A 19,677-nucleotide genomic window follows, 5' to 3' on the forward strand; every position below is an offset into this window, starting at 1 on the left:
GAAGGAAAAGTAAACTGTTGGCGTCGAAAAACTAAAAAGGAAGCTATAATGCAAAATATTGACTGAAGCTAGAACTTTAATTAGAGGTGATATTTTGTACTGTATTAAATGTGGAGCACCAACTGAAAATGAGTACTGTACCAAATGTAATCCGGAAAATAGACAACAAAAGAAAAAAAATGTTTCTTCTGTTATAGCTATTTCTTGTGCTTTACTTGTTGTAACATTTTTCATCTCATATTTTATGGGCAAGAGTGTGATGGAGCCTCTGCAAAGTAAGGCAGATAGTATTATTGAAGTCAAAAAGGATGCTGACGTTGCTAGCAAGGCTCCAGACGTAACTACTGCAGAAACTACAGAGGAAGTTAAACCAGCCAGACCAGAAATCGTTACTTATTCAACTTATACAAACGAGCGTTTTTCTTTTAGTATGGAATATCCCAGTCATTTTGAAACAGCTGAAGAGCCAGCAAATAATGATGGACGAATTTTTTATTCTCCTGACAAGAAAGCGAAAATGACCGTTTTTGCCTCTTATAACGCAGCAGATGAAACTCTTAGATCATTATATAATGATGAAATAGACAGCCATAGTAATGTAACTTACAAAGTAAAAAGAAGGGATTGGTTTGTAGTTTCAGGAATCGACGGAGAAACGATTTTCTATAAAAAAATAATGATGGAAGATGATGTTATTTACACTTTCCTACTCGAGTGCCCTCAAGACGAAAAAAGTTACTATGCCCCTATAATTGAGCATATTGTTAAGACCTTTAAAACCTATTAGTAGCTAAAGCAGAAATTACCTATAATTTTCAAAAAGAAAACAGTAAACTCCCTTTTTAATACATATTTTGCAGACTATTTATTTTATAATTAATTAACAATTAGAGGGAAAATATGTAAAAGGGGGTACTGTTTTTGAAGAATATTAGTTTTTTAGTGTTGCTCTTTTTTTTATTTTGTGCATGTCCAGTTCACGCTGCTACTCAGCATGAATTGTCGTCATTTTCCACTCCTTTAGTTAGCAAAAATTCTAATCGCTTAACTAATATTCGCCTAGCCGCAAGAAAAATAGACGGATTTATTTTACAACCTAATAAAATTTTTTCCTTTAATAAAATTGTAGGTCCTAGGACAGCTGGAAATGGTTATAAGCTGGCAGATATTTTTAGTGACGGCAAAGTTGTTAAAGGGATTGGGGGAGGCATTTGTCAGATCTCTTCTACTATTTATCAAAGTGCACTTTCAGCGAAATTAAAGATTATTGAAGTTCATCGCCACAGCAGAAGTGTAAAATATATTGGCAGAGGCCAAGATGCCACTGTAAGTTGGGGAACCTATGATTTAAAATTTCAGAATACAAAGAACGACCCAATTATGCTTAAAACCTATATAAGCAATTCCAGTGTTACTGTTAAGGTTTTTCAACTTATTGAAGATAAAGAAGAACCTGTTAATATTTATATTAACAATCAAGTTGTTAAAGGTTACATCATTAATGGTATTACCTACGCACCTTGTAAAATTTTCCACGGATATAATGGTTTATCGGTAGCTTGGGATGAAAAAACACAAAGCATTACCGTGAAAAATCAAGATAATGTAACTCTTAAGATTTTAGTTGGTAAAAATCTACTAGAGAAAAACGGTATAAGTGCTCAGCTGCCAGGGGGAGTAAAATATAAAGATAGAAAAATGATGGTTTCTATTAGACCTATTTTAGAATTATTTAAAATTAAACCTACCTGGCAATCAGGGGAACATTCATTGTGTTTTAAATAACATGGCTATAAATATTGGAGGGCTTGGATGCTTAAAAAGATATTCATAATTTTAGTGCTTCTTTTTTCATTTGGGACTGGTTTTATTGCCAAGGCAAGTGAGTTGGAGATTATAAAAGAATTAAATTTAGGCAAAGAAAAATTAAGCAATGTAAATCTATTGGAAAAAATTAGCACAGCTGCAATTACTGATGTTCCAAGTTTTAGTTATACAGTTCATGCTGAAGGTGCGATTTTAATAAAAGATAATATAAGTAAAATTATGTTTAAAAAAAATATTCATCAAAGGTTTTTTCCAGCCAGTACTACAAAAATTATGACAGCTTTATTAGCTGTTGAAAACTGTGATTTAAACGAAGTAGTTACTGTATCAAAAACTGCTTTAGATTCAGTTCCTGCTGGAAGTACTCGGGCAGGTGTTGAAGTTGGAGATATACTAACGGTAAAACAATTGCTTTATGGGATGCTGTTGCCTTCAGGAAATGATTGTGCTGCAGTTTTGGCAGAGCATATTGCAGGCTCACAAGAAAAATTTGCCCTGATGATGAATAAGAAGGCCGCAGAGCTGGGCACAGAACAAACAAATTTTGTAAATCCTCATGGCTTTTTCAGTCCAAACCATTATACTACTCCTTATGATTTCGCAATCATTTGTCAAGAAGCTTTTAAACAAAGACAAATAAGGAATACTATTTCTACCCGTATCACGAAAGTTATCTATAAAAATAAGAACGGTCAAAAAGTGGTTAAAACATGGGTCAATAGTAATAGTCAACTTAAAGATGCCAACAGATTTACAGGTTTAGTGGGAGGGAAAACGGGATATACATCTGAAGCAGGCCACACACTTTGTACTTTAGGCCATTATAAAGGACATGATTATATTGTAGTAATATTTAAGGATGGGGCTCATGAAAGGTACAAAGATACTAAATCTTTACTCCTTAAGGCATTTAAACTATGTGATGCAAGTAATTAAATAGAAAGTAGAAAAATTAAGGGCAGCGATTAAGCTGCCCTAATTATTATTTACGATTCTCCAACCATTAGCATAAATATTCATGCGGTTGCCTCGAACAAAACCTATTAAAGTAATTCCCATTTTTTGTGCAAGTTCTATGGCAAGGCCTGTAGCAGCACTGCGGGAAATTAAAATTGGTATTCTTCTTTTGGCGCATTTAATCAGCATTTCTGAAGAAATGCGTCCGCTGGTTACAATGATTTTATCACCGTAACCTACCTCATTTAAAATACACTCTCCAAATAATTTATCCAAAGCATTGTGACGTCCAATATCCTCGTGGACGTATAAAATTTTCGTGGTCGAAGCTAAGGTAGAGATATGTGCTGCGCCTGTTTCCTTAAAGGTCTGAGATTTTTGTTGCATTTCATTTACAAAATCATATACCTGCTGAGTGGAAATATAAATTTCAGTTGTAATAGGTTGGGACTCTAACCAGCTAAGATCTTGATTAAAGGTGGTTCCTTTTCCACAACCAGTTGTTAAAGTACGTTTGCCAATGGCTTTTTCTTGAAAAATTTTTGTAGCGAAAGGGAGGAGTACATTAAAATATCCTGTTTTTTGATCGTACTCAACCTTTTCGATACACGATTTATCTATTATAAATCCTTCGGATTGTAAAAAACCAATGCCTAGATACTCTAAGTTTGCTGGTGAGCAAAGTAATGTTACTAGTTCTAATCCATTTACATGAATGGTAAAGGGATATTCGTCTACGACAGTATCCTCTATTGTAAAACGCTCGTGTTTGATTATTTTTTCAATAGGTATCTTACTAGTGTGAGTTAACATTTTGTCACCTTGCATTAAATTATTTTTTGACATCTGATATTGATAATTTGTTGGGCAGCCATTAATTCCTGAAGTGTATTTATATTTGTAAATAGCTTAAGCTCAGAGTCTAACTTTGTAAAAACTTCTTCAGGAATAGTTTTTACAGAAACATATTCATATAAACTTTTGACTTTAAGCAAGTTTTGGAGAAGGCATTTTTCTATGGCTTTAATACAGTTTTTTGAATAAATTCCGTATAAAGGTTCAATATAACCATTAATTAAAGGTACAATTACATCATATCTTCCCTTGTGTTTGAGCATATATTTAATTGTTTCACCGCTAATAAAGGGCATATCACAAGGTAGAAAAAAATTATGAAAGGAGTCGGAGGTAACTAAGCCGGTATAGATGCCGGCAATAGGCCCCTTGTCTTTAACTAAATCACAGCATATATCGGTATTTAAATAACGATAAAGTTCTGGCTCGTTTGTAATAATGGTAATCTTATCTTTAAAGATAGGCCTTACCTTATCAACAATAATTTCAATAAAAGGCTTCCCGTCAAGCTTAACAAAAGACTTATTGCAGTTCATTCTAGAACTTTTGCCACCGGCTAAGATAATTCCTCGCAAAGTTTAGACTCCTTCCTTTTCAACCTTTGCTGCACAAACTTTAAATTCAGGTATAGCTGCAATTGGATCCAGTGCATTGTTCGTTAGTAGATTTGCTGCTTCTTCTTCATAGTGGAAGTACATAAAAATTGTATGGACTGGCACCTTATTTGTGACATAAGCAGTAGTAACTACTTCACCGCGCCTAGTTGCTACTTTAACTTTGTCTCCAGAAACTATTCCTAACTCCGCTGCTTTAGCAGGATTGATTTCAACTCTGCCTTTGGGCAAATATTGATCAAGAGCTTTGGCGCGCCTTGTCATTGTACCTGTATGATAATGGAACAAGCTACGGCCTGTGGAAAGAAGTAATGGAAATTCTGCGTCTGGATTTTCAGCTGGAGGTTTCCATTCAATACCTTTAAATTCTCCCAATCCTCTAGCAAACTTATCCTTATGCAAATATTTTGTACCTGGGTGCTCTGAAGATGGACACGGCCAATGGAGACCACCTGTTTCTTCAATACGTTGGTAAGATATTCCCCCATAAGAAGGCGTTACCGAAGCAATTTCCCGAAAAATTTCTTCTGCACTTGTATAATTCATAGGGTAGCCACAGTAATTTGCAATGTCTTTAATAATTTCCCAGTCCGGTTTAGAATTTCCAACTGGCTTAATAGCTTGGCGAACCCTTAAAACACGACGCTCTGTGTTGGTAAAAGTACCATCTTTTTCGGCAAAGGATGCAGCTGGTAGGACTACATCCGCAAGTTTAGCAGTTGGTGTCATGAAAATATCTTGAACCACTAGAAATTCTAATGACTTTAAGGCATGTTCTACATGTTTGATATTGGGATCTGATATCATGGGGTTTTCACCTATGATATACATTCCCTTTATTTTGCCATCAGTTACGGCATCAAAAGCATGTGTTGCTTTAACCCCAATTTTATCATTCAAATTTTTTACAGCCCAGGCTTTTTCGAATTTAGCTTTAATATCGGGATTAGTAACTTTTTGGTAAGCCGTATAGACATCAGGTAAAGCACCCATATCACAAGCACCTTGAACATTGTTCTGTCCACGCAATGGGTTAACACCTACATTTGGTTTACCTAGGTTACCAGTCAGCATTGCTAAGTTAGCAAAGGAACGAACATTATCAACTCCAACGGTATGTTGGGTAACTCCCATGGCGTAAGCGATAGAAGCAGTTTCCGCTTGGGCATAAGTGCGAGCTGCTTCGATTATGTCTTGTGGTGGAACACCTGTAATTTTAGAAACATATTCAGGGGTATATTTGGGTAATATGGCTTCTAATTCGGCAAAGTTTTCTGTTCTGTTCTTTATAAATTCTTGGTCCGCTAGACCTTCTTTTAGAATAACATGCATTATTCCGTTCAATAAGGCAACGTCAGTACCTGATTTGTGGCGTAACCAAACATGAGCATAATCCACTAAGTCGATCCTTCTTGGATCAGCAACAATAAGCTTTGCTCCGTTGAATTTAACAGCTTTTTTAATTTGTAAACCAATAATGGGATGGGTTTCTGTAGTATTTGATCCCATGACAAAGATACATTTTGCACCAGCAAATTCGTTAATAGAGTTTGTCATTGCGCCACTGCCAAATGATGCGGCTAGACCAGCCACAGTAGCGCTGTGTCAGAGACGGGCGCAGTGGTCAACATTGTTTGTTTTAAAGACCGCCCGCGCTAATTTTTGCATTAAATAGTTTTCTTCATTAAGTGTTCTTGCTGAACTTAAAAACATTAGGGAATCGCCGCTTTGTTCTTCGGCAATACCTTTTAGCTTGGAAGCAACCAAACTTAATGCTTCTTCCCAAGTTGCTTTGCGGAATTCTCCGTTTTCCTTAATCAAAGGATCAGTCAATCGATCTTTGCTATTGATAAAATCGAAGCCAAAACGGCCCTTAACACAAAGTGCCCCATATTCATTGGGCGATTTGCCTGATTTATCTGGTGTAATTCGCACAACTTGGTCTTTAATAACATTAAGCTCTAAGCCGCAACCACAACCACAATAAGTACAAGTAGTTTTAACTTTCTTTTCAATTTCCCAAGTTCGGAATTTTCCTTCGTTAACTTTGTAAGTCAGAGCACCTGTTGGACAAATGGCAATACAGTTGCCGCAAAAGACACAAGGGGAATTTTCGTCTTGCAGATTAATATTATAAGGCGTGCTTGGATGGGCATTAAAGCCACGTTCGACAAAATCATAAGTATTATTAATTTGAATTTCCTGACAGACACGAATACATTTGCCGCAATTAATACATTTTTCATAATCCCGCAGGAAAAAAGGATTATCGTCTATCAATGGTATGGAACGCTTTTTACCTTCAAAACGAGATTTAGAAACACCATATCGGTAAGCATATTCCTGTAATTTGCATTCACCTGCTTTTTCGCAAGTTAAGCAATCTTGTTTATGATTAGCCAAAAGTAATTCTAAATTAATGCGGCGAGATTTAAGAACTTTTTCACTTTCTGTATAAACAACCATTCCTTCGGTAACAGGTGCCACACAGGAAGCAGCTAAAAGACGGCTGCCTTCAACCTCTACTACACAAATTCGGCAGGCCCCGGCTTTACAAAGTGCTGGGTCATAGCAAAAAGTTGGAATCTCAATGCCTATACTCTGGGCAGCTTCAAGGATAGTAATACCTGCTTCAACGAAAACTTTTTTTCCATCTATTGTTAGATTGATCAATTATTTTTCACCCCTTTTGCATAAATATTTAAACTATGTACTCAAGATACTTGTCCCTAAAATGTTGTAAGGATGTAAGGACTGGTGTTGGAGCAGCCTGACCTAAACCGCAGAGGGCACTAATTTGCATCATTTCACCTAAATCTTTTAAGTTAGATAAATCTTGAATGCTGCCATGTCCTGAGCCGATTCGCTGCATTATTTCGTTAAGCCGTGCAGTACCCTCCCGGCAGGGAGTGCACTTGCCACAGGATTCATGCTCAAAAAAGTGGGTTGTTGTACACATGTATTTTATAAAATCCTGTTGATCGTCTATTACTAAGACTACGCCGGAACCAAGACCTTGTCCGACGGCTGCCAAAGATTCAAAATCCATTGGTGTATCTAATAATGATGGTGGCATAATACCACTAGCAGCTCCTCCTAAATGAATCATTTGGATATCACGACCAGCTAAAGTACCGCCCCCGTATTTCTCGATTAATTCTCTCACAGTAACACCCATGGGTAATTCTAATGCTCCAGTATTTCTTAAGTTGCCGCAGAGAATGAATATTTTAGTCCCCGGTGATTTTTCTGGTCCAATTGCTTTAAACCAGTCGCTGCCTTTCTCAATTATTACAGGAATATTAGCCAGTGTTTCAACGTTATTTACTACAGTTGGTTTACCAAATAAGCCTATTCCACCTGGAAAAGGAGGCTTATAACGTGGCATGCCGCGGTGCCCTTCAATAGATTCTATTAATGCAGTTTCTTCACCACAGACGTAAGCACCTGCTCCTGCTCGAACTTCTAAATTGAAGGAAAAACCAGTGCCATAAAGATCTTCCCCTAAATAACCATGTAGTTTAGCTTGGTTTATGGCGTTGTTTAATGTCTCAATTGAAGAGGTATACTCTCCTCGACAATAAATATATCCTTTGGTTGCGCCAATGGCGTAACCGGCTATAATCATTCCTTCAATTAGACTATGAGGATCTCCAGTCATAATTAAGCGATCTTTAGCAGTGCCAGGCTCCCCTTCGTCAGCATTACAAACAATATATTTTTGATCGGCATCTTTTTTAGTAAAACTCCATTTTAACCCGGTGGGAAATCCAGCGCCGCCTCGCCCCCGAAGATTAGATTTTTTAACTTCTTCAATTACAGTTTCTGGTGTCATTTCAGTAAGAGCTTTTTTTATGGATTCATATCCGCCCCGGGCCACATAATCTTCAATTTTGTTTGGATCTATTTTTCCATAGTTTCTTAGAACGATTTTTAAACCGTCCGTTTCGATATAGTTCAATGAATAATCCTCCTTTTAGTACAATTAAAAGTTAGCTAGTATTTTTCTAACTTTTAAAGGAGTTAAATTAACGTAAGTCTGGTCGTTGATCATTATAGCTGGTGTTTCTGCACAAACACCTAAACAAGCGCATTTTTCTAAATAAAATTTCTTGTCAGGAGTGGCTTGGTTTATGTCGATACCTAGTTCGTTTTTAATGGTTTCCAGTATTTCTTGGTAACCACTGACGTGGCATGGTCCACTTTCGCAGACCCGGATAATGTTTTGAGCCTTTTCTGTAGTAGAAAACAAAGAATAAAAGGTGGCTGTACCGTAGACTGAACTTAATGGTATTTTTAATTCAACTGCAACAGTTTCTAGGACTTTTTTTGGTAGATACCCTAGTTCTTTTTGTATTGCATGTAAAAGAGGTATCAAAGCTCCTTCTTGTTTTTTAAATTCCCTGATAATAGCTAAAATTTTTTTAGAAGGCTGATCGCACTTACACATTTCCTCACCCCGAATTGAATTAAGATCAAACTTTTAGATTTACATTGATTATTCCGACTTTTCTGACATTTATAATTCTATATAAATTTCCTCTATTTTTTTAGACTTAATTTAAACTTAATTTAATATTATAGAAAAACTAAGTGTTTAACAACTTCAAACGGTTTTTATAGAGCAAAATCGCAATAATTAATAATATTTTACCTGCAGCAGTTCATGAAAAATTATATAACATAAACATTTGGAATTTGGAGATAATATGCTTATCTCAAATACATTTAAATAAGGAGTGTAAATTTTGACTGTAGAAGATTTAATTAATAAGTTGCAAGGTTTTGATCAAAATCTTGAAGTTGGTATTTCTAAGTTAGGTTATACTCCTGTAACTGCTGTAAAAATGAGCGTTGAAAACTTATACGAGAATGGGGAATATGTAGGTGATCAAGAGGTAATTAGAATCTATTAAATTTCTTACGGAGTCGGGGGAAATCTCGGCTTTTATTTATTTGTTAACAAATTTAATTGTGTATGCTTTTTTTTAAAGGAATTTATCAGAAAATAAAGAATAAACTTATTATATTATCTCCGAGCCTATTTTCCTAAAGGACCCTATGGAGTCTAGGCCGCTAGGGTAAGATGGGAAACTGTCTTGCCTTCCATTTTGAAAAGGAGAATGTAGTTCAATTCTCTTTTCATTTAATTTTTATGAAAGGAGCTTTTTATGAGAAAAATTATCTTTATTTTAATTACCTTAGGTATGTTGTTGTTTGTAGGCTGTGGTCAGCAAACAGGGCAGGCTAATAAGGAAAATAATCAGGGAATGCCGGAAAAAAATATGATCTTAGCTACTACTACTAGCACCGAGGATTCGGGACTCCTTGACTATATCTTGCCAGACTTTGAAAAGAAAACAGGCATTAAAGTAAAAGTAGTTGCTAAAGGGACAGGAGAAGCTTTAGAAATGGGTAAAAGGGGAGACGCTGATTGTCTTCTAGTTCATGCAAAAGAAAAAGAACTACAATTTATCAAAGATGGTTATGGTCTCAATAGACACGATGTTATGTACAATGATTTTATAATAGTAGGTCCCGCCGAAGACCCGGCAGCTATTGGACAAAAGGCACCAAACGATGCAGTAGCAGCCTTCAGCTTAATTGCCAATAGTAAAGAAGCTTTTATTTCTAGAGGAGACGAATCGGGAACTCATACCAAAGAAAAGAGCATTTGGGAAAAAGCACAAATTAACCCTAGCGGTGCTTGGTATATATCTGCTGGGAAAGGTATGGGAGCAGTGCTCCAAATGGCTGATGAGAAGAGAGCCTATACTTTGACCGACAGGGGAACTTATCTTTCCATGAAAGATAAACTAGATTTAGCTATTTTAACTGAAAAAAATAAAGACTTATATAATCAATATGGGGTTATTATGCCGACTCCTAAAGACAAAAAAATCAAGGAAGCAGAGGCACAGGCATTTATCGATTGGATTTTATCTCCCGAAGTACAAGAGCTTATAGGTAAATACGGAGTCGACAAATTTGGGCAGCCCTTATTTATTCCTAATGCTAGCAAATAACAATATGGATCCATTAATCGTAAATACAGAATTTTATAATTAATTACGAAAAATTTCCGGAGATAATTAAAAAGGAATTTCTTAAACAATTAGAAATATCGTATAAGATTTAACTCCGAGCCTGAAAGCCCTTGGGGTTTAAAAGGATGATAGGATGTATAAAGTAATTTTTATGCTTGCCAATTGCAAAGGAGTTCATTATAGGGGAAGTTTACCTATAATGAACTCCTTTGTTTTTTTGTTTTTTAAACTAAATTAATAACAAGGGAGGGGAAACCGGTACCTATGGGGTGACCAGGAGAAAATGAGTAAAATACTAATGATTTCTCCAGAAAAATGTATCAGCTGCAAAACTTGTGAAATTCCAATTATGTGCATGCACTGCGAAGAACCTGTGCTCCCAATCCAGTTCTTACTACCTTAAAACACTTTAGAGCAGAATATAAGCAGCATATTAAATCTAAAAGGTGTCCAGCAGGGGTTTGCAAAGTTCAGACCAATATAGTGGAAATTAGAAAAATCAGAAAAACTTTAGTGTTACTCCTAATTGCCGGTTCTCCTCATAATAAATACTTGCAACAACTAGCAAAAGAATATAACATAGTAGCAGAAGATCTAGCCAGGTTTGGGTCTGTACAAGGTAACGATTGTGTTTTATGCGGCCTTTGTGTTAAGGATTGTGAAGAGCTGGGAACAAGTGCTATAGCTACTGTAAATCGGGGTATAACTAAGAGAGTTTCCACTCCGTACGATGAACCAGCTGCCGATTGTATCGGCTGTGGTGCCTGTGCTTTTGTCGTCCTGTTGATGCTATTAAAATACAAGATCTTAATGAGCAAAGAACTATTTGGAATAAAACCTTTAAGTTGGTTTCTTGTACAAAGTGCGGTGAGTACTTTACAACTGAAGAGCAATTGGAATATACCACTAAAAAACTTGCACTCACTCAAAAAAGTGAAATCACTTTATGTGAGCGCTGTAAGAGAAAAGAATTAGCTGACAAGTTTAAAGAATTTTTTGGTGAAACAAAGGTTATCTAAACTCATATTTTATTCTCCGAGCAAATGCTCCTAAGGGGGACTATGGAGCATTTGCCGTTAGGGTAGGAAGGGAAACCAACCTGCCTTCCATTTTTGAAAAGGAGAATGTATTACTAAGTATTTATTCTCCTTTCATGTATATGGAAGGGGCTTTTTAATTTGCCCGGCATGTTTGCTGAGCCGATGGGCTGAAAGAAGCCCTATCGCCTAACCGGCAGGAAGATAACTCGTAAGCAAGGGCGTTACTGGTAACTGTGGGGTCTGAAGGAAGCCGAAGGGGGAACTTGGAACATAGCGCAAGCAAACCAAGATTGGTTAGTCAGGCGGGTAACCTGATTAGTTAGGACGGATGCGTTCAAGTTCAGGTAAGCAAACTTAATCGGGGAAGCCCGGCACTATCCTAGAGAATAGGTAGGCTCAAGAAAAACCGGATGGAGGGATGAGACCCCTCGGTATTCCTACCGTAAGAGACCGGATAGTCCAATGTGAGAGTTGCAAATTGCAAAACACTTTTCCGGGAACTCATAGGATGGATAAGACGAAGGCTCAGAATGAAGCAGAGGCGAGAGTATAAAGGTCAGTTTGAGAAAATATCTATGACAACCCGGCGTAATTCCGCAAGCCCATTGAAAAGTATGGCCTTACCAAACAGTTGGTTTAAGGAAATAGGGTTAATTGATTTGGAAACATACAATGTCGGCGTTTTGTCTCCCTTCTGCGAGAAGTGACTGAGGTTTATCAGGAGCCGTATACGAGGCTCGTACGTACGGTTCTGTGAGAAGGATAAAGCCCAAGCAAATTACTTCGGCTTTACCTTACTCGATTTTTCAATCTGGCCAAAAGGTGATTTTATTGGATATTGCTATTAATATTAATTTTGCAGAAATGAGTCAGATCATTTTCCTATCTTTATATGTTTCTGTTGTTTCAACTTTAATTGCTTCTATTTTGGGCATACTTTTGGGTATACCTTTTGCTATGAAGAACACTCCAGTGAAGCAGTTAGTTATTAAAATAACAAATTCGCTAATGAGTACACCTCCAGTACTCATTGGACTGGTGGTGTATTTGGTACTCTCACGCCGGGGTCCTTTGGGAGCATTGGAACTGTTGTTTACCCCTGAAGCTATGATTATTGCACAGACTCTTTTAATTTTTCCACTTATATTTGGGCTGGTTATATCGTCAGTTGACAAAAATATCCTAAAAATTAGGAAAACTTGTTTGGCTTTAAACGCGAATGAGTCGGATATTCTAAAAATAGTGCTTAGAGAAAATAAGCTTCAACTAATAACGGCAGTGACAGTTGGTTTTGGAAGGGCGATTTCCGAAGTAGGTGCAGCTATGCTAGTAGGAGGTAATATTAAAGGGTTTACTAGAATAATGACTACTTATATAGCTTTAGAGACCGGAAAAGGGGAGTTTCAAAACGCCATATTTATAGGTATCGTTTTACTTATAATCTCTTTTGCCGTTAATTCTTTTTTACATTTACTAAAGAGGTGTGAATGATTGGACGTAATGATCAAAGGACTACAGAAAGAATATGGTACGGAAATAGCCATTAATGTCCATGAACTTTATCTTCAAAGCGGAAAATTATATTGTCTTCTTGGCCCTAATGGCAGTGGAAAGACAACACTGGTGGAATGTTTGGCAGGTGTAACTTCACCTACACGTGGCGAAATAATTTATGCTGGTCATAAAAAATTAGGAGAAATTAAAGAAAATATTTCTTTAATGGAACAATACCCATATCTTTTTTTGGGGAGTGTGCTCTATAATATTCAAATTGGTCTTAAAATACGAAAGGTTCCTTACAGGCAAAGGGAAGAGTTAACAAAAAAATATATTGCTCTTTTTGATTTACAATTTCCCTTAAATAAAAAAGCCCATTTGCTATCAGGGGGACAAATTCAAAAAATTTGTCTTTTAAGGACTGCTGTGTTAGAAACGGATTTGACATTGTTAGATGAACCCACATCAGGGATGGATATTGAAAGTACTTTTCAAGCCGAAAATATTATTAGGAAAATGGTTGACAATGATAAGACCGTTGTAATGGTGACCCATGATTACTATCAAGCTGAAAGGGTGGCGGATATAATAATTTTTATGGATAAAGGTAAGGTTATTGAAATGGGCCAACCAAAGGATATTTTGCAAAATCCGCAAAATGACCTGATTCGCAAAATATTAAATAAGCGTGTACGCAACACTTAATTTGTTGAAATAAAGCAGTTAAACTACCTACTAGGGGGGTGAAGCAATGTATAGTATCGGCATTTTAACAGTAAGCGATAAAGGTTCGAGAGGCGAAAGGGAAGATAAAACTGGGCCAGCTGTTCAAGAGGTATTAGAAAAAGAAGGTTATGTTGTAAAGCAGTATTGTGTTGTCCCTGACGAAATTCAAATTATTAAAGAAAAGTTAATATACATGTCTGATGAACTTAAATTAAATGTAATACTGACTAATGGGGGAACGGGCTTTTCTATTCGAGATGTAACTCCAGAAGCTACAAAAGAAGTCATTCAAAGAGAAGTGCCTGGCTTTGGGGAGGCAATGAGAATGAAATCTTTAGAGATTACTCCACATGCTATGCTTTCCAGAGCAATTGCAGGTATTAGAAATAAATCCTTGATTATTAATTTACCGGGAAGCCCTAAGGGAGCTGTAGAAAACCTGCAAACAATTTTGCCGGCCCTTGAACATGGAATAGAAATATTAATTGGAAAAGCTAATGAATGTGCCAAAAGAGGAAGTGCTTAAATGGAACTTTTTACTGTCCAGACAGTTGATGAAGCTAAAAAGATTATTGATCAAAGCTTTACATTTTCAGCTCAACGAGAAGAAGTAGATATTAAATATGCTTTGTCTAGAATATTATTTTCTTCTATTATTGCTAAGGAAAATGTACCTTCTTTTCGGCGTTCAACAGTAGATGGCTATGGACTTTATTCAAAAGATACTTTTGGTGCCAGTGAAGCCATACCTGCAATACTAAAGCTTGTGGGGGAGGTTAAAATGGGGGAAGCTTCTACCTACCGTCTGAATAGAGGCGAGTGTGTCTATGTACCTACCGGAGGCATGTTGCCTGAAGGCAGTGATTGTGCGGCAATGATTGAGCATACAGAAAAGCTAGATCAAAACACTATCCTCATTGCTAATCCCACCCCCCCACAAAAGAATATGGTAGCAATAGGAGAGGATATTAAGATTAATGATTTAGTTTTAAAAAAAGGGAGAAAGTTAAAACCTTACGACATTGGAATGTTGTCAAGTCTAGGTATCAAAAACGTAGAAGTTTGTCAAAAGATAAAAATTGGAATTATTTCTACAGGAGACGAAGTTATTGATATTGATGAAGAAATAACGCAGGGAAAAGTTAGAGATGTTAATACCTATCTTTTACATTCTTTAATTATCGAAGCAGGTTGTGAACCTGTTCTTTACGGAGTAATTAAGGATGATTATGATTTATTGTTCCAAACTGTTACAAAAGGAATAAAGGAATGTGATCTTCTCCTAATTTCAGGTGGAAGTTCTGTAGGTAAGAAAGATCAGACTGTAAAGGTTATCAAAGGACAAAAGAATAGTCAAATACTTACCCATGGACTAGCAGTTAAACCGGGTAAACCTACAATAGTAGCTAAGTGCCAAGATAAAGTTATCTTTGGACTGCCGGGACATCCTTTAGCTTGTGCAGTGATTTTTAAAATTTTGGTAATGCATTGCATTAAACGATTTTACGATTTAACGGAAGAACAATACCCTCTAAACTGTTTATGCAGTATTGATTATCATAAGGCCAAAGGAAGAGAAGAATATTTACCTGTTACTTTAGAAGTTCGGCAGAATAAGCTATACGCTCGGCCTTTGCTAGTAAAATCTGGGTTAATTTCGGGCTTTGCTAAAGCCTACGGATACATAATAATAGGCAGAAATCTGGAAGGTATCAAAGCAGAACAGCAGGTTTTAGTATATCAATTTTAAAAAGGGTGAAATTTATGGAGAGTAAAAACATTTATTTATCTAATATAGAAATTAATGAGGCTATAAAACTCTTTTTTAGCGAGGTTAAAATAGTAGGTAGAAGCCAATTGATAAAAACAGAGGATGCATTAGACAGAGTTACCTATAAGCCTGTTTATGCAGCAATATCATCACCCTTTTATAATGCTGCTGCAATGGACGGAATTGCCACGAAAAGTAGCTTAACAGAAGAGGCTAATGAAAATAATCAGATTATTTTGAAAAAAAATGTAGATTATGTTGTTGTTGATACTGGCGATCCTATCCCTAAGGATTTTGATGCAGTAATAATGGTAGAGGATTTGATTAAATACGACGAAAATCACGTGAAAATTTACAGTGCTGCTACGCCATGGCAGAATATTAGGCCCATTGGTGAGGATATTATTGAAAACCAACTTATCATTCCCTCAAAGCATAAAATTAGACCAGTTGATATTGGGGCAGTTATAGCAGGTGGTGTTAACCAGATTGAAGTATATGGCAGACCCGTGGTGGGAATTATCCCTACGGGCACAGAAATCGTAGATCCTGGTGAAAAATTGGCAGAAGGAAATATTATCGATTTTAATTCAAGGGTTTTTGCAAACCAAATTAAAGAATACGGTGGCATACCTCGAAGATATCCAATTGTTAAGGATGATTACGGACAAATAAAAACTGCTGTAGCCAAGGCAATTGAAGAGTGTGACCTGCTTTTAATTAATGCTGGCTCTTCAGCTGGGAGAGAGGACTATACATCCGCAGTTATAGGGGAATTAGGGCAGGTTTTGGTCCATGGAATTGCTATCAAACCTGGCAAACCAACTATCTTAGGTAAGATTCAGGGAAAGCCTGTGCTGGGCATTCCAGGGTATCCAGTTTCAGCATATTTTGTCATGGAATATATAGTTAAAAAAATAGTAGCAGAGTTTATCAATGTAGAGTTAGAACCTAAGACAAAAACCAAAGCTGTTTTAAGCAAACGATTAATGTCTTCTTTAAAATACCACGAATTTGTAAGGGTTAAATTAGGTTGCGTTGCTGATAAAATTATTGCCGCCCCATTAAACAGAGGTGCTGGTGTAACTATGTCTCTTGTAAATGCTGATGGTATTTTGGAAGTACCTCAAAATATTGAGGGCATTGAGGGTGGAACAACAGTAGATGTAACTTTACTAAGGCCAAAACGAAAGATAAAAAACACCATACTTTCCATTGGCAGCCACGATCCCATTATGGATTTGCTCGCTAATTTGTTGCATGAGCAGAGTCCTTTTTCCCTAGCAAGTACTCATGTTGGCAGCTTTGGAGGAATCTTAGCCCTTCGAAATGGTGAGTGCCATTTAGCCCCAATTCATTTATTAGATTCTCAATCTGGAGAATATAATATAAGCTTTATCCAAAAATATTTACCGAAACAGGAAATATGTTTGCTTAAATTTGTCAAAAGGGTTCAAGGATTAATTGTGGCAAAAAATAATCCCCTAGGCATTAAGAAAATTGCAGACCTGTGCAGAAGAGAAATTAGATTTGTTAACCGCCAAAGGGGATCAGGAACTAGAATTCTATTGGATTATCAGCTTGAGAAGCTAGGTATTATGCCCGAGCAAATCAATGGCTATGATAGAGAAGATTATACCCATTTAGGTGTTGCTGCTAAAATTGCAGCTGGGGATGCAGATTGTGGCTTAGGGATATATTCTGCTGCCCAAATTATGGGCCTTGAATTTGTTCCTCTCTGGAACGAAGAATATGATTTAGCCTTGCCTAAGGAGAATCTTAATTTAGCAATGATTCAAAAAATCATTGAAGTGATGAAGCTTCATAAATTTAAGACAGAAATCGAAAAAATTGGTGGATACGATACTAGTGAGCTATGCAAAATTATTTATTTAGGAGAATGAATAATGCTAGATCAATATGGCCGAGAAATAAATTATCTAAGAGTTTCTTTAACTGATAGGTGCAATTTAAGATGTATTTACTGTATGCCACCAGAAGGTATAGAAAAGAAAAAACATGAAGATATTTTAAGATTCGAAGAGTTTGAAAAAATTATTAGAGCATCTGCAGCTTTAGGTGTTAAAAAAGTTAGATTCACTGGGGGAGAACCTTTAGTAGTAAAAAATGTAGAACATTTAATTGCTAAAACTGCTGAAATTAACGGTATTGAAGACATTGGGTTGACTACTAATGGAATTTTACTTTACGATTTAGCAAAAGAGCTTAAAAAGGCGGGCCTGAAAAGGATTAACCTTAGTTTAGATACTTTAAATACTGAAAAATATAAGGTGATCACGAGAGGAGGAAATTTAAAACATGTTATTAAAGCTTTAGATTATTGTCTGAAGCTTGGCTATAATCCAATCAAAATTAATACTGTTTTACTGAAAGGTATAAATGATAAGGAAATAGCTGATTTTATCAACTTAACAAAATTTTATCCTGTTAGCGTGAGATTTATTGAACTAATGCCCATTGGTGAAGCCAGTAGCTTAAAAGAATCTATAATGACTTGTGCAGAAATAAAAGCTTCTTTTTCTGCACTGGTGCCTTTAAAAGATGATGCAGGTGGTGTTGCCAAGTTATATCGTACTAAGGGCGGCATAGGTACCATTGGTTTAATTAGTCCCCTAAGCTGTAAATTCTGCAGCAACTGCAATAAAATTCGTTTAACTTCAATAGGATCCATTAAACCTTGTTTACATTCAAATGAAGAAATAAACTTAAAAAATAATATTAGCAATAACCTTTATTTAATTCAACAGTTAAAAAAGGCTATTTTTCAAAAACCTAAAGAGCATCATTTAAGTAAAAGCAATAATAGTCAATCTCAAAAAATGATGTTTCAAATTGGAGGATAGAATGGAATTAATACATATTAACCAAGAGGGCAGAGCAAAAATGGTGGATGTAAGCGCAAAGGATTCAACGGCAAGGGAAGCTGTTGCTTTTGCCAGTGTCCATCTGAAAAGAGAGACTTTAGAAAGAATATCTAATGGTAAAATCAAGAAAGGAGATGTATTAGCAGTTGCCCAGGTAGCAGGGATTATGGGGGCGAAAAAAACTTCGGAAATAATACCAATGTGTCATCCTCTAATGCTATCAGGGTGTGACCTTAGTTTTCAATTGGATTTTGCAAATAATAAGATAGATATAACCTCCACAGTCAAGAATGTGGGACAAACAGGAGTAGAAATGGAAGCTTTGACAGCTGCCTCCATAGCTGCACTGACTATTTATGATATGTGCAAGTCTATTGATAGAGAGATGACAATTAAGAATATTATGTTAGTTAAAAAAAGCGGAGGAAAATCAGGGTTATTCGAAAGGGGATTGTCCGATGGCGAAAGTAGTGGCAGTGAACATAAGTGAACAAAAAGGTGTGCCCAAATGGCCTATTGAAGAAGGTTTTTTTGAAGTAGAACATGGCTTAGTAGGTGATGCCCATGCCGGAAATTGGAAGAGACAAGTCAGCTTTTTAGGTAAGGAAAGTATAGATAAAATGAAGGATTTAGGTTTAGATGGGTTTTGCACTGGTAAATTTGCAGAAAATATTACAACAGAAGGTATAAATTTATATCAACTGCCTGTAGGCACTAGACTCCAAGTAGGTGAAACGGAAATGGAGGTTAGCCAAATTGGCAAAGAATGTCATAAAGGATGCGCTATCAGAGAGCAGGTTGGGGAATGTATCATGCCTAAAGAAGGTATTTTTGCAAGGGTTATTAAATCAGGTAAAGTAAGAACCGGAGATGAGATTAAGGTTTTAGGAGCGGATTAATGGACGGATACTCTAAAAATTTATTGTCTTTAAGTGCTGAGGAAAACAAAAAAACTTAGAAAATGTTGAGTTTGTGTAGTAGGTTGCGGAGGCATTGGCGGCTATGTTCTAGAAATGTTGGGGAGATTGGGTGTAGGTTTCATTACTGTAATTGACAGCCCAAAGTAACCGCTGCTCAGGCTAGGATGTCTTCCGTTAATTCAAAGGTAATTTTGCAAGGTTTAATGGTAGACATAAGTGAAGGAAATGTGCTAGATGTTTTAAAAGGACAAGATGTTATTGTTGACGCAGTAGATAATATTAAAACTAGATTCGTCTTACAAAAGGCTGCAGAAGAATTAAATATTCCTCTTGTTCATGGAGCTATAGGATGTTGGTATGGCCGGATTATAACTGTGCTGCCCGGTGAAAAGACTTTAAATAAAATATACAAAAAAGATGGGGACCACCTTTCTCGTAACTTCATTTTTATTTTTCCAGATAACTCATGTTTTATTATAAAATAAGCAGCATTCTAACTGGACATACTAGGAAGAGTTTAAAAAATAAAAAAGGTGGT

The 19,677-nt window shown here is 36.3% G+C and carries 19 protein-coding genes, 1 pseudogene and 2 riboswitches; of the genes and pseudogenes, 15 read left to right on the plus strand and 5 right to left on the minus strand.

Annotation, left to right across the window (positions count from 1 at the left end; translation table 11 throughout):
- The first annotated feature begins 94 nt into the window (after positions 1 to 94).
- The 3 genes from RDV78_05540 to RDV78_05550 all read left to right on the plus strand — a co-directional run bounded on the left by RDV78_05540 (position 95) and on the right by RDV78_05550 (position 2,763).
- A complete protein-coding gene (locus tag RDV78_05540; protein ID MDS1029959.1) occupies positions 95 to 787 on the plus strand; it encodes a hypothetical protein in 693 nt (230 codons plus the stop codon).
- A 134-nt stretch (positions 788 to 921) separates the two neighbouring features.
- The gene (locus RDV78_05545; protein MDS1029960.1) at positions 922 to 1,785 is read left to right on the plus strand and encodes a VanW family protein; all 864 of its coding nucleotides are present in this window, start codon (positions 922 to 924) and stop codon (positions 1,783 to 1,785) included.
- Between the two features lie 27 nt (positions 1,786 to 1,812).
- Positions 1,813 to 2,763, plus strand: coding sequence for a serine hydrolase (locus RDV78_05550; GenBank protein ID MDS1029961.1), 951 nt, complete (start codon positions 1,813 to 1,815; stop codon positions 2,761 to 2,763).
- Positions 2,764 to 2,802: 39 nt separating this feature from the next.
- On the opposite strand, the gene fdhD is transcribed toward RDV78_05550, so the two are convergent.
- From fdhD to RDV78_05575, 5 genes are read right to left on the minus strand one after another with little or no spacing between them, the layout of a single operon-like run.
- Positions 2,803 to 3,597 (minus strand): formate dehydrogenase accessory sulfurtransferase FdhD, encoded by a 795-nt coding sequence (fdhD, locus tag RDV78_05555; GenBank protein ID MDS1029962.1) that lies wholly within the window; start codon positions 3,595 to 3,597, stop codon positions 2,803 to 2,805.
- A 14-nt stretch (positions 3,598 to 3,611) separates the two neighbouring features.
- A complete protein-coding gene (locus RDV78_05560; GenBank protein ID MDS1029963.1) occupies positions 3,612 to 4,214 on the minus strand; it encodes a molybdenum cofactor guanylyltransferase in 603 nt (200 codons plus the stop codon).
- A gap of 3 nt (positions 4,215 to 4,217) precedes the next feature.
- Positions 4,218 to 6,926 carry a formate dehydrogenase subunit alpha gene (gene fdhF, locus RDV78_05565; GenBank protein ID MDS1029964.1) on the minus strand — a complete coding sequence of 903 codons (2,709 nt, stop codon included), beginning with the start codon at positions 6,924 to 6,926 and terminating at the stop codon, positions 4,218 to 4,220.
- A 28-nt stretch (positions 6,927 to 6,954) separates the two neighbouring features.
- Positions 6,955 to 8,214 carry an NADH-quinone oxidoreductase subunit NuoF gene (gene nuoF / locus RDV78_05570; protein MDS1029965.1) on the minus strand — a complete coding sequence of 420 codons (1,260 nt, stop codon included), beginning with the start codon at positions 8,212 to 8,214 and terminating at the stop codon, positions 6,955 to 6,957.
- A gap of 24 nt (positions 8,215 to 8,238) precedes the next feature.
- On the minus strand, positions 8,239 to 8,703 hold the full coding sequence (locus tag RDV78_05575) for an NAD(P)H-dependent oxidoreductase subunit E (GenBank protein ID MDS1029966.1): 465 nt from the start codon (positions 8,701 to 8,703) through the stop codon (positions 8,239 to 8,241).
- A 298-nt stretch (positions 8,704 to 9,001) separates the two neighbouring features.
- On the opposite strand from RDV78_05575, the gene RDV78_05580 reads away from it, so the two are divergent.
- The 12 genes and pseudogenes from RDV78_05580 to RDV78_05635 all read left to right on the plus strand — a co-directional run bounded on the left by RDV78_05580 (position 9,002) and on the right by RDV78_05635 (position 19,624).
- A complete protein-coding gene (locus RDV78_05580; protein MDS1029967.1) occupies positions 9,002 to 9,169 on the plus strand; it encodes a hypothetical protein in 168 nt (55 codons plus the stop codon).
- Positions 9,170 to 9,274: 105 nt separating this feature from the next.
- Positions 9,275 to 9,389, plus strand: a riboswitch (molybdenum cofactor riboswitch).
- Positions 9,390 to 9,424: 35 nt separating this feature from the next.
- Positions 9,425 to 10,279 (plus strand): substrate-binding domain-containing protein, encoded by an 855-nt coding sequence (locus RDV78_05585; protein ID MDS1029968.1) that lies wholly within the window; start codon positions 9,425 to 9,427, stop codon positions 10,277 to 10,279.
- A gap of 504 nt (positions 10,280 to 10,783) precedes the next feature.
- Positions 10,784 to 11,275 carry a hypothetical protein gene (locus RDV78_05590; protein MDS1029969.1) on the plus strand — a complete coding sequence of 164 codons (492 nt, stop codon included), beginning with the start codon at positions 10,784 to 10,786 and terminating at the stop codon, positions 11,273 to 11,275.
- Positions 11,276 to 11,321: 46 nt separating this feature from the next.
- Positions 11,322 to 11,439, plus strand: a riboswitch (molybdenum cofactor riboswitch).
- A 765-nt stretch (positions 11,440 to 12,204) separates the two neighbouring features.
- A complete protein-coding gene (locus RDV78_05595; GenBank protein MDS1029970.1) occupies positions 12,205 to 12,831 on the plus strand; it encodes an ABC transporter permease in 627 nt (208 codons plus the stop codon).
- A gap of 9 nt (positions 12,832 to 12,840) precedes the next feature.
- Entirely contained in the window at positions 12,841 to 13,542 is a 702-nt protein-coding gene (locus tag RDV78_05600; protein ID MDS1029971.1) for an ATP-binding cassette domain-containing protein, read from the plus strand.
- A 46-nt stretch (positions 13,543 to 13,588) separates the two neighbouring features.
- Entirely contained in the window at positions 13,589 to 14,089 is a 501-nt protein-coding gene (mog, locus tag RDV78_05605; GenBank protein ID MDS1029972.1) for a molybdopterin adenylyltransferase, read from the plus strand.
- On the plus strand, positions 14,090 to 15,313 hold the full coding sequence (locus tag RDV78_05610; protein MDS1029973.1) for a molybdopterin molybdotransferase MoeA: 1,224 nt from the start codon (positions 14,090 to 14,092) through the stop codon (positions 15,311 to 15,313).
- 14 nt (positions 15,314 to 15,327) lie between these two features.
- A complete protein-coding gene (locus RDV78_05615; GenBank protein ID MDS1029974.1) occupies positions 15,328 to 17,238 on the plus strand; it encodes a molybdopterin biosynthesis protein in 1,911 nt (636 codons plus the stop codon).
- 3 nt (positions 17,239 to 17,241) lie between these two features.
- Positions 17,242 to 18,198 carry a GTP 3',8-cyclase MoaA gene (gene moaA / locus RDV78_05620; GenBank protein ID MDS1029975.1) on the plus strand — a complete coding sequence of 319 codons (957 nt, stop codon included), beginning with the start codon at positions 17,242 to 17,244 and terminating at the stop codon, positions 18,196 to 18,198.
- A 1-nt stretch (position 18,199) separates the two neighbouring features.
- Positions 18,200 to 18,709 carry a cyclic pyranopterin monophosphate synthase MoaC gene (gene moaC / locus RDV78_05625; protein MDS1029976.1) on the plus strand — a complete coding sequence of 170 codons (510 nt, stop codon included), beginning with the start codon at positions 18,200 to 18,202 and terminating at the stop codon, positions 18,707 to 18,709.
- The gene (locus RDV78_05630; protein MDS1029977.1) at positions 18,678 to 19,118 is read left to right on the plus strand and encodes an MOSC domain-containing protein; all 441 of its coding nucleotides are present in this window, start codon (positions 18,678 to 18,680) and stop codon (positions 19,116 to 19,118) included. Before moaC ends, RDV78_05630 begins: the two co-directional genes overlap by 32 nt.
- Positions 19,119 to 19,232: 114 nt before the next feature.
- Positions 19,233 to 19,624, plus strand: a pseudogene (locus tag RDV78_05635) (ThiF family adenylyltransferase).
- Positions 19,625 to 19,677 lie beyond the last annotated feature (53 nt).

The sequence above is a fragment of the Bacillota bacterium LX-D genome (genome assembly GCA_031628995.1).
Taxonomy (GTDB): Bacteria; Bacillota; DUOV01; order DUOV01; family Zhaonellaceae; genus JAVLUO01.

Coding starts and splice junctions, on each gene's coding strand:
- RDV78_05550 (MDS1029961.1), top strand. CDS start 1,813: ATGCTTAAAAAGATATTCATAATTTTAGTGCTTCTTTTTTCATTTGGG.
- fdhD (MDS1029962.1), bottom strand. CDS start 3,597: ATGTTAACTCACACTAGTAAGATACCTATTGAAAAAATAATCAAACAC.
- RDV78_05575 (MDS1029966.1), bottom strand. CDS start 8,703: ATGTGTAAGTGCGATCAGCCTTCTAAAAAAATTTTAGCTATTATCAGG.
- RDV78_05585 (MDS1029968.1), top strand. CDS start 9,425: ATGAGAAAAATTATCTTTATTTTAATTACCTTAGGTATGTTGTTGTTT.
- RDV78_05595 (MDS1029970.1), top strand. CDS start 12,205: ATGAGTCAGATCATTTTCCTATCTTTATATGTTTCTGTTGTTTCAACT.
- RDV78_05600 (MDS1029971.1), top strand. CDS start 12,841: ATGATCAAAGGACTACAGAAAGAATATGGTACGGAAATAGCCATTAAT.
- mog (MDS1029972.1), top strand. CDS start 13,589: ATGTATAGTATCGGCATTTTAACAGTAAGCGATAAAGGTTCGAGAGGC.
- RDV78_05610 (MDS1029973.1), top strand. CDS start 14,090: ATGGAACTTTTTACTGTCCAGACAGTTGATGAAGCTAAAAAGATTATT.
- RDV78_05615 (MDS1029974.1), top strand. CDS start 15,328: ATGGAGAGTAAAAACATTTATTTATCTAATATAGAAATTAATGAGGCT.
- moaA (MDS1029975.1), top strand. CDS start 17,242: ATGCTAGATCAATATGGCCGAGAAATAAATTATCTAAGAGTTTCTTTA.
- moaC (MDS1029976.1), top strand. CDS start 18,200: ATGGAATTAATACATATTAACCAAGAGGGCAGAGCAAAAATGGTGGAT.
- RDV78_05630 (MDS1029977.1), top strand. CDS start 18,678: ATGGCGAAAGTAGTGGCAGTGAACATAAGTGAACAAAAAGGTGTGCCC.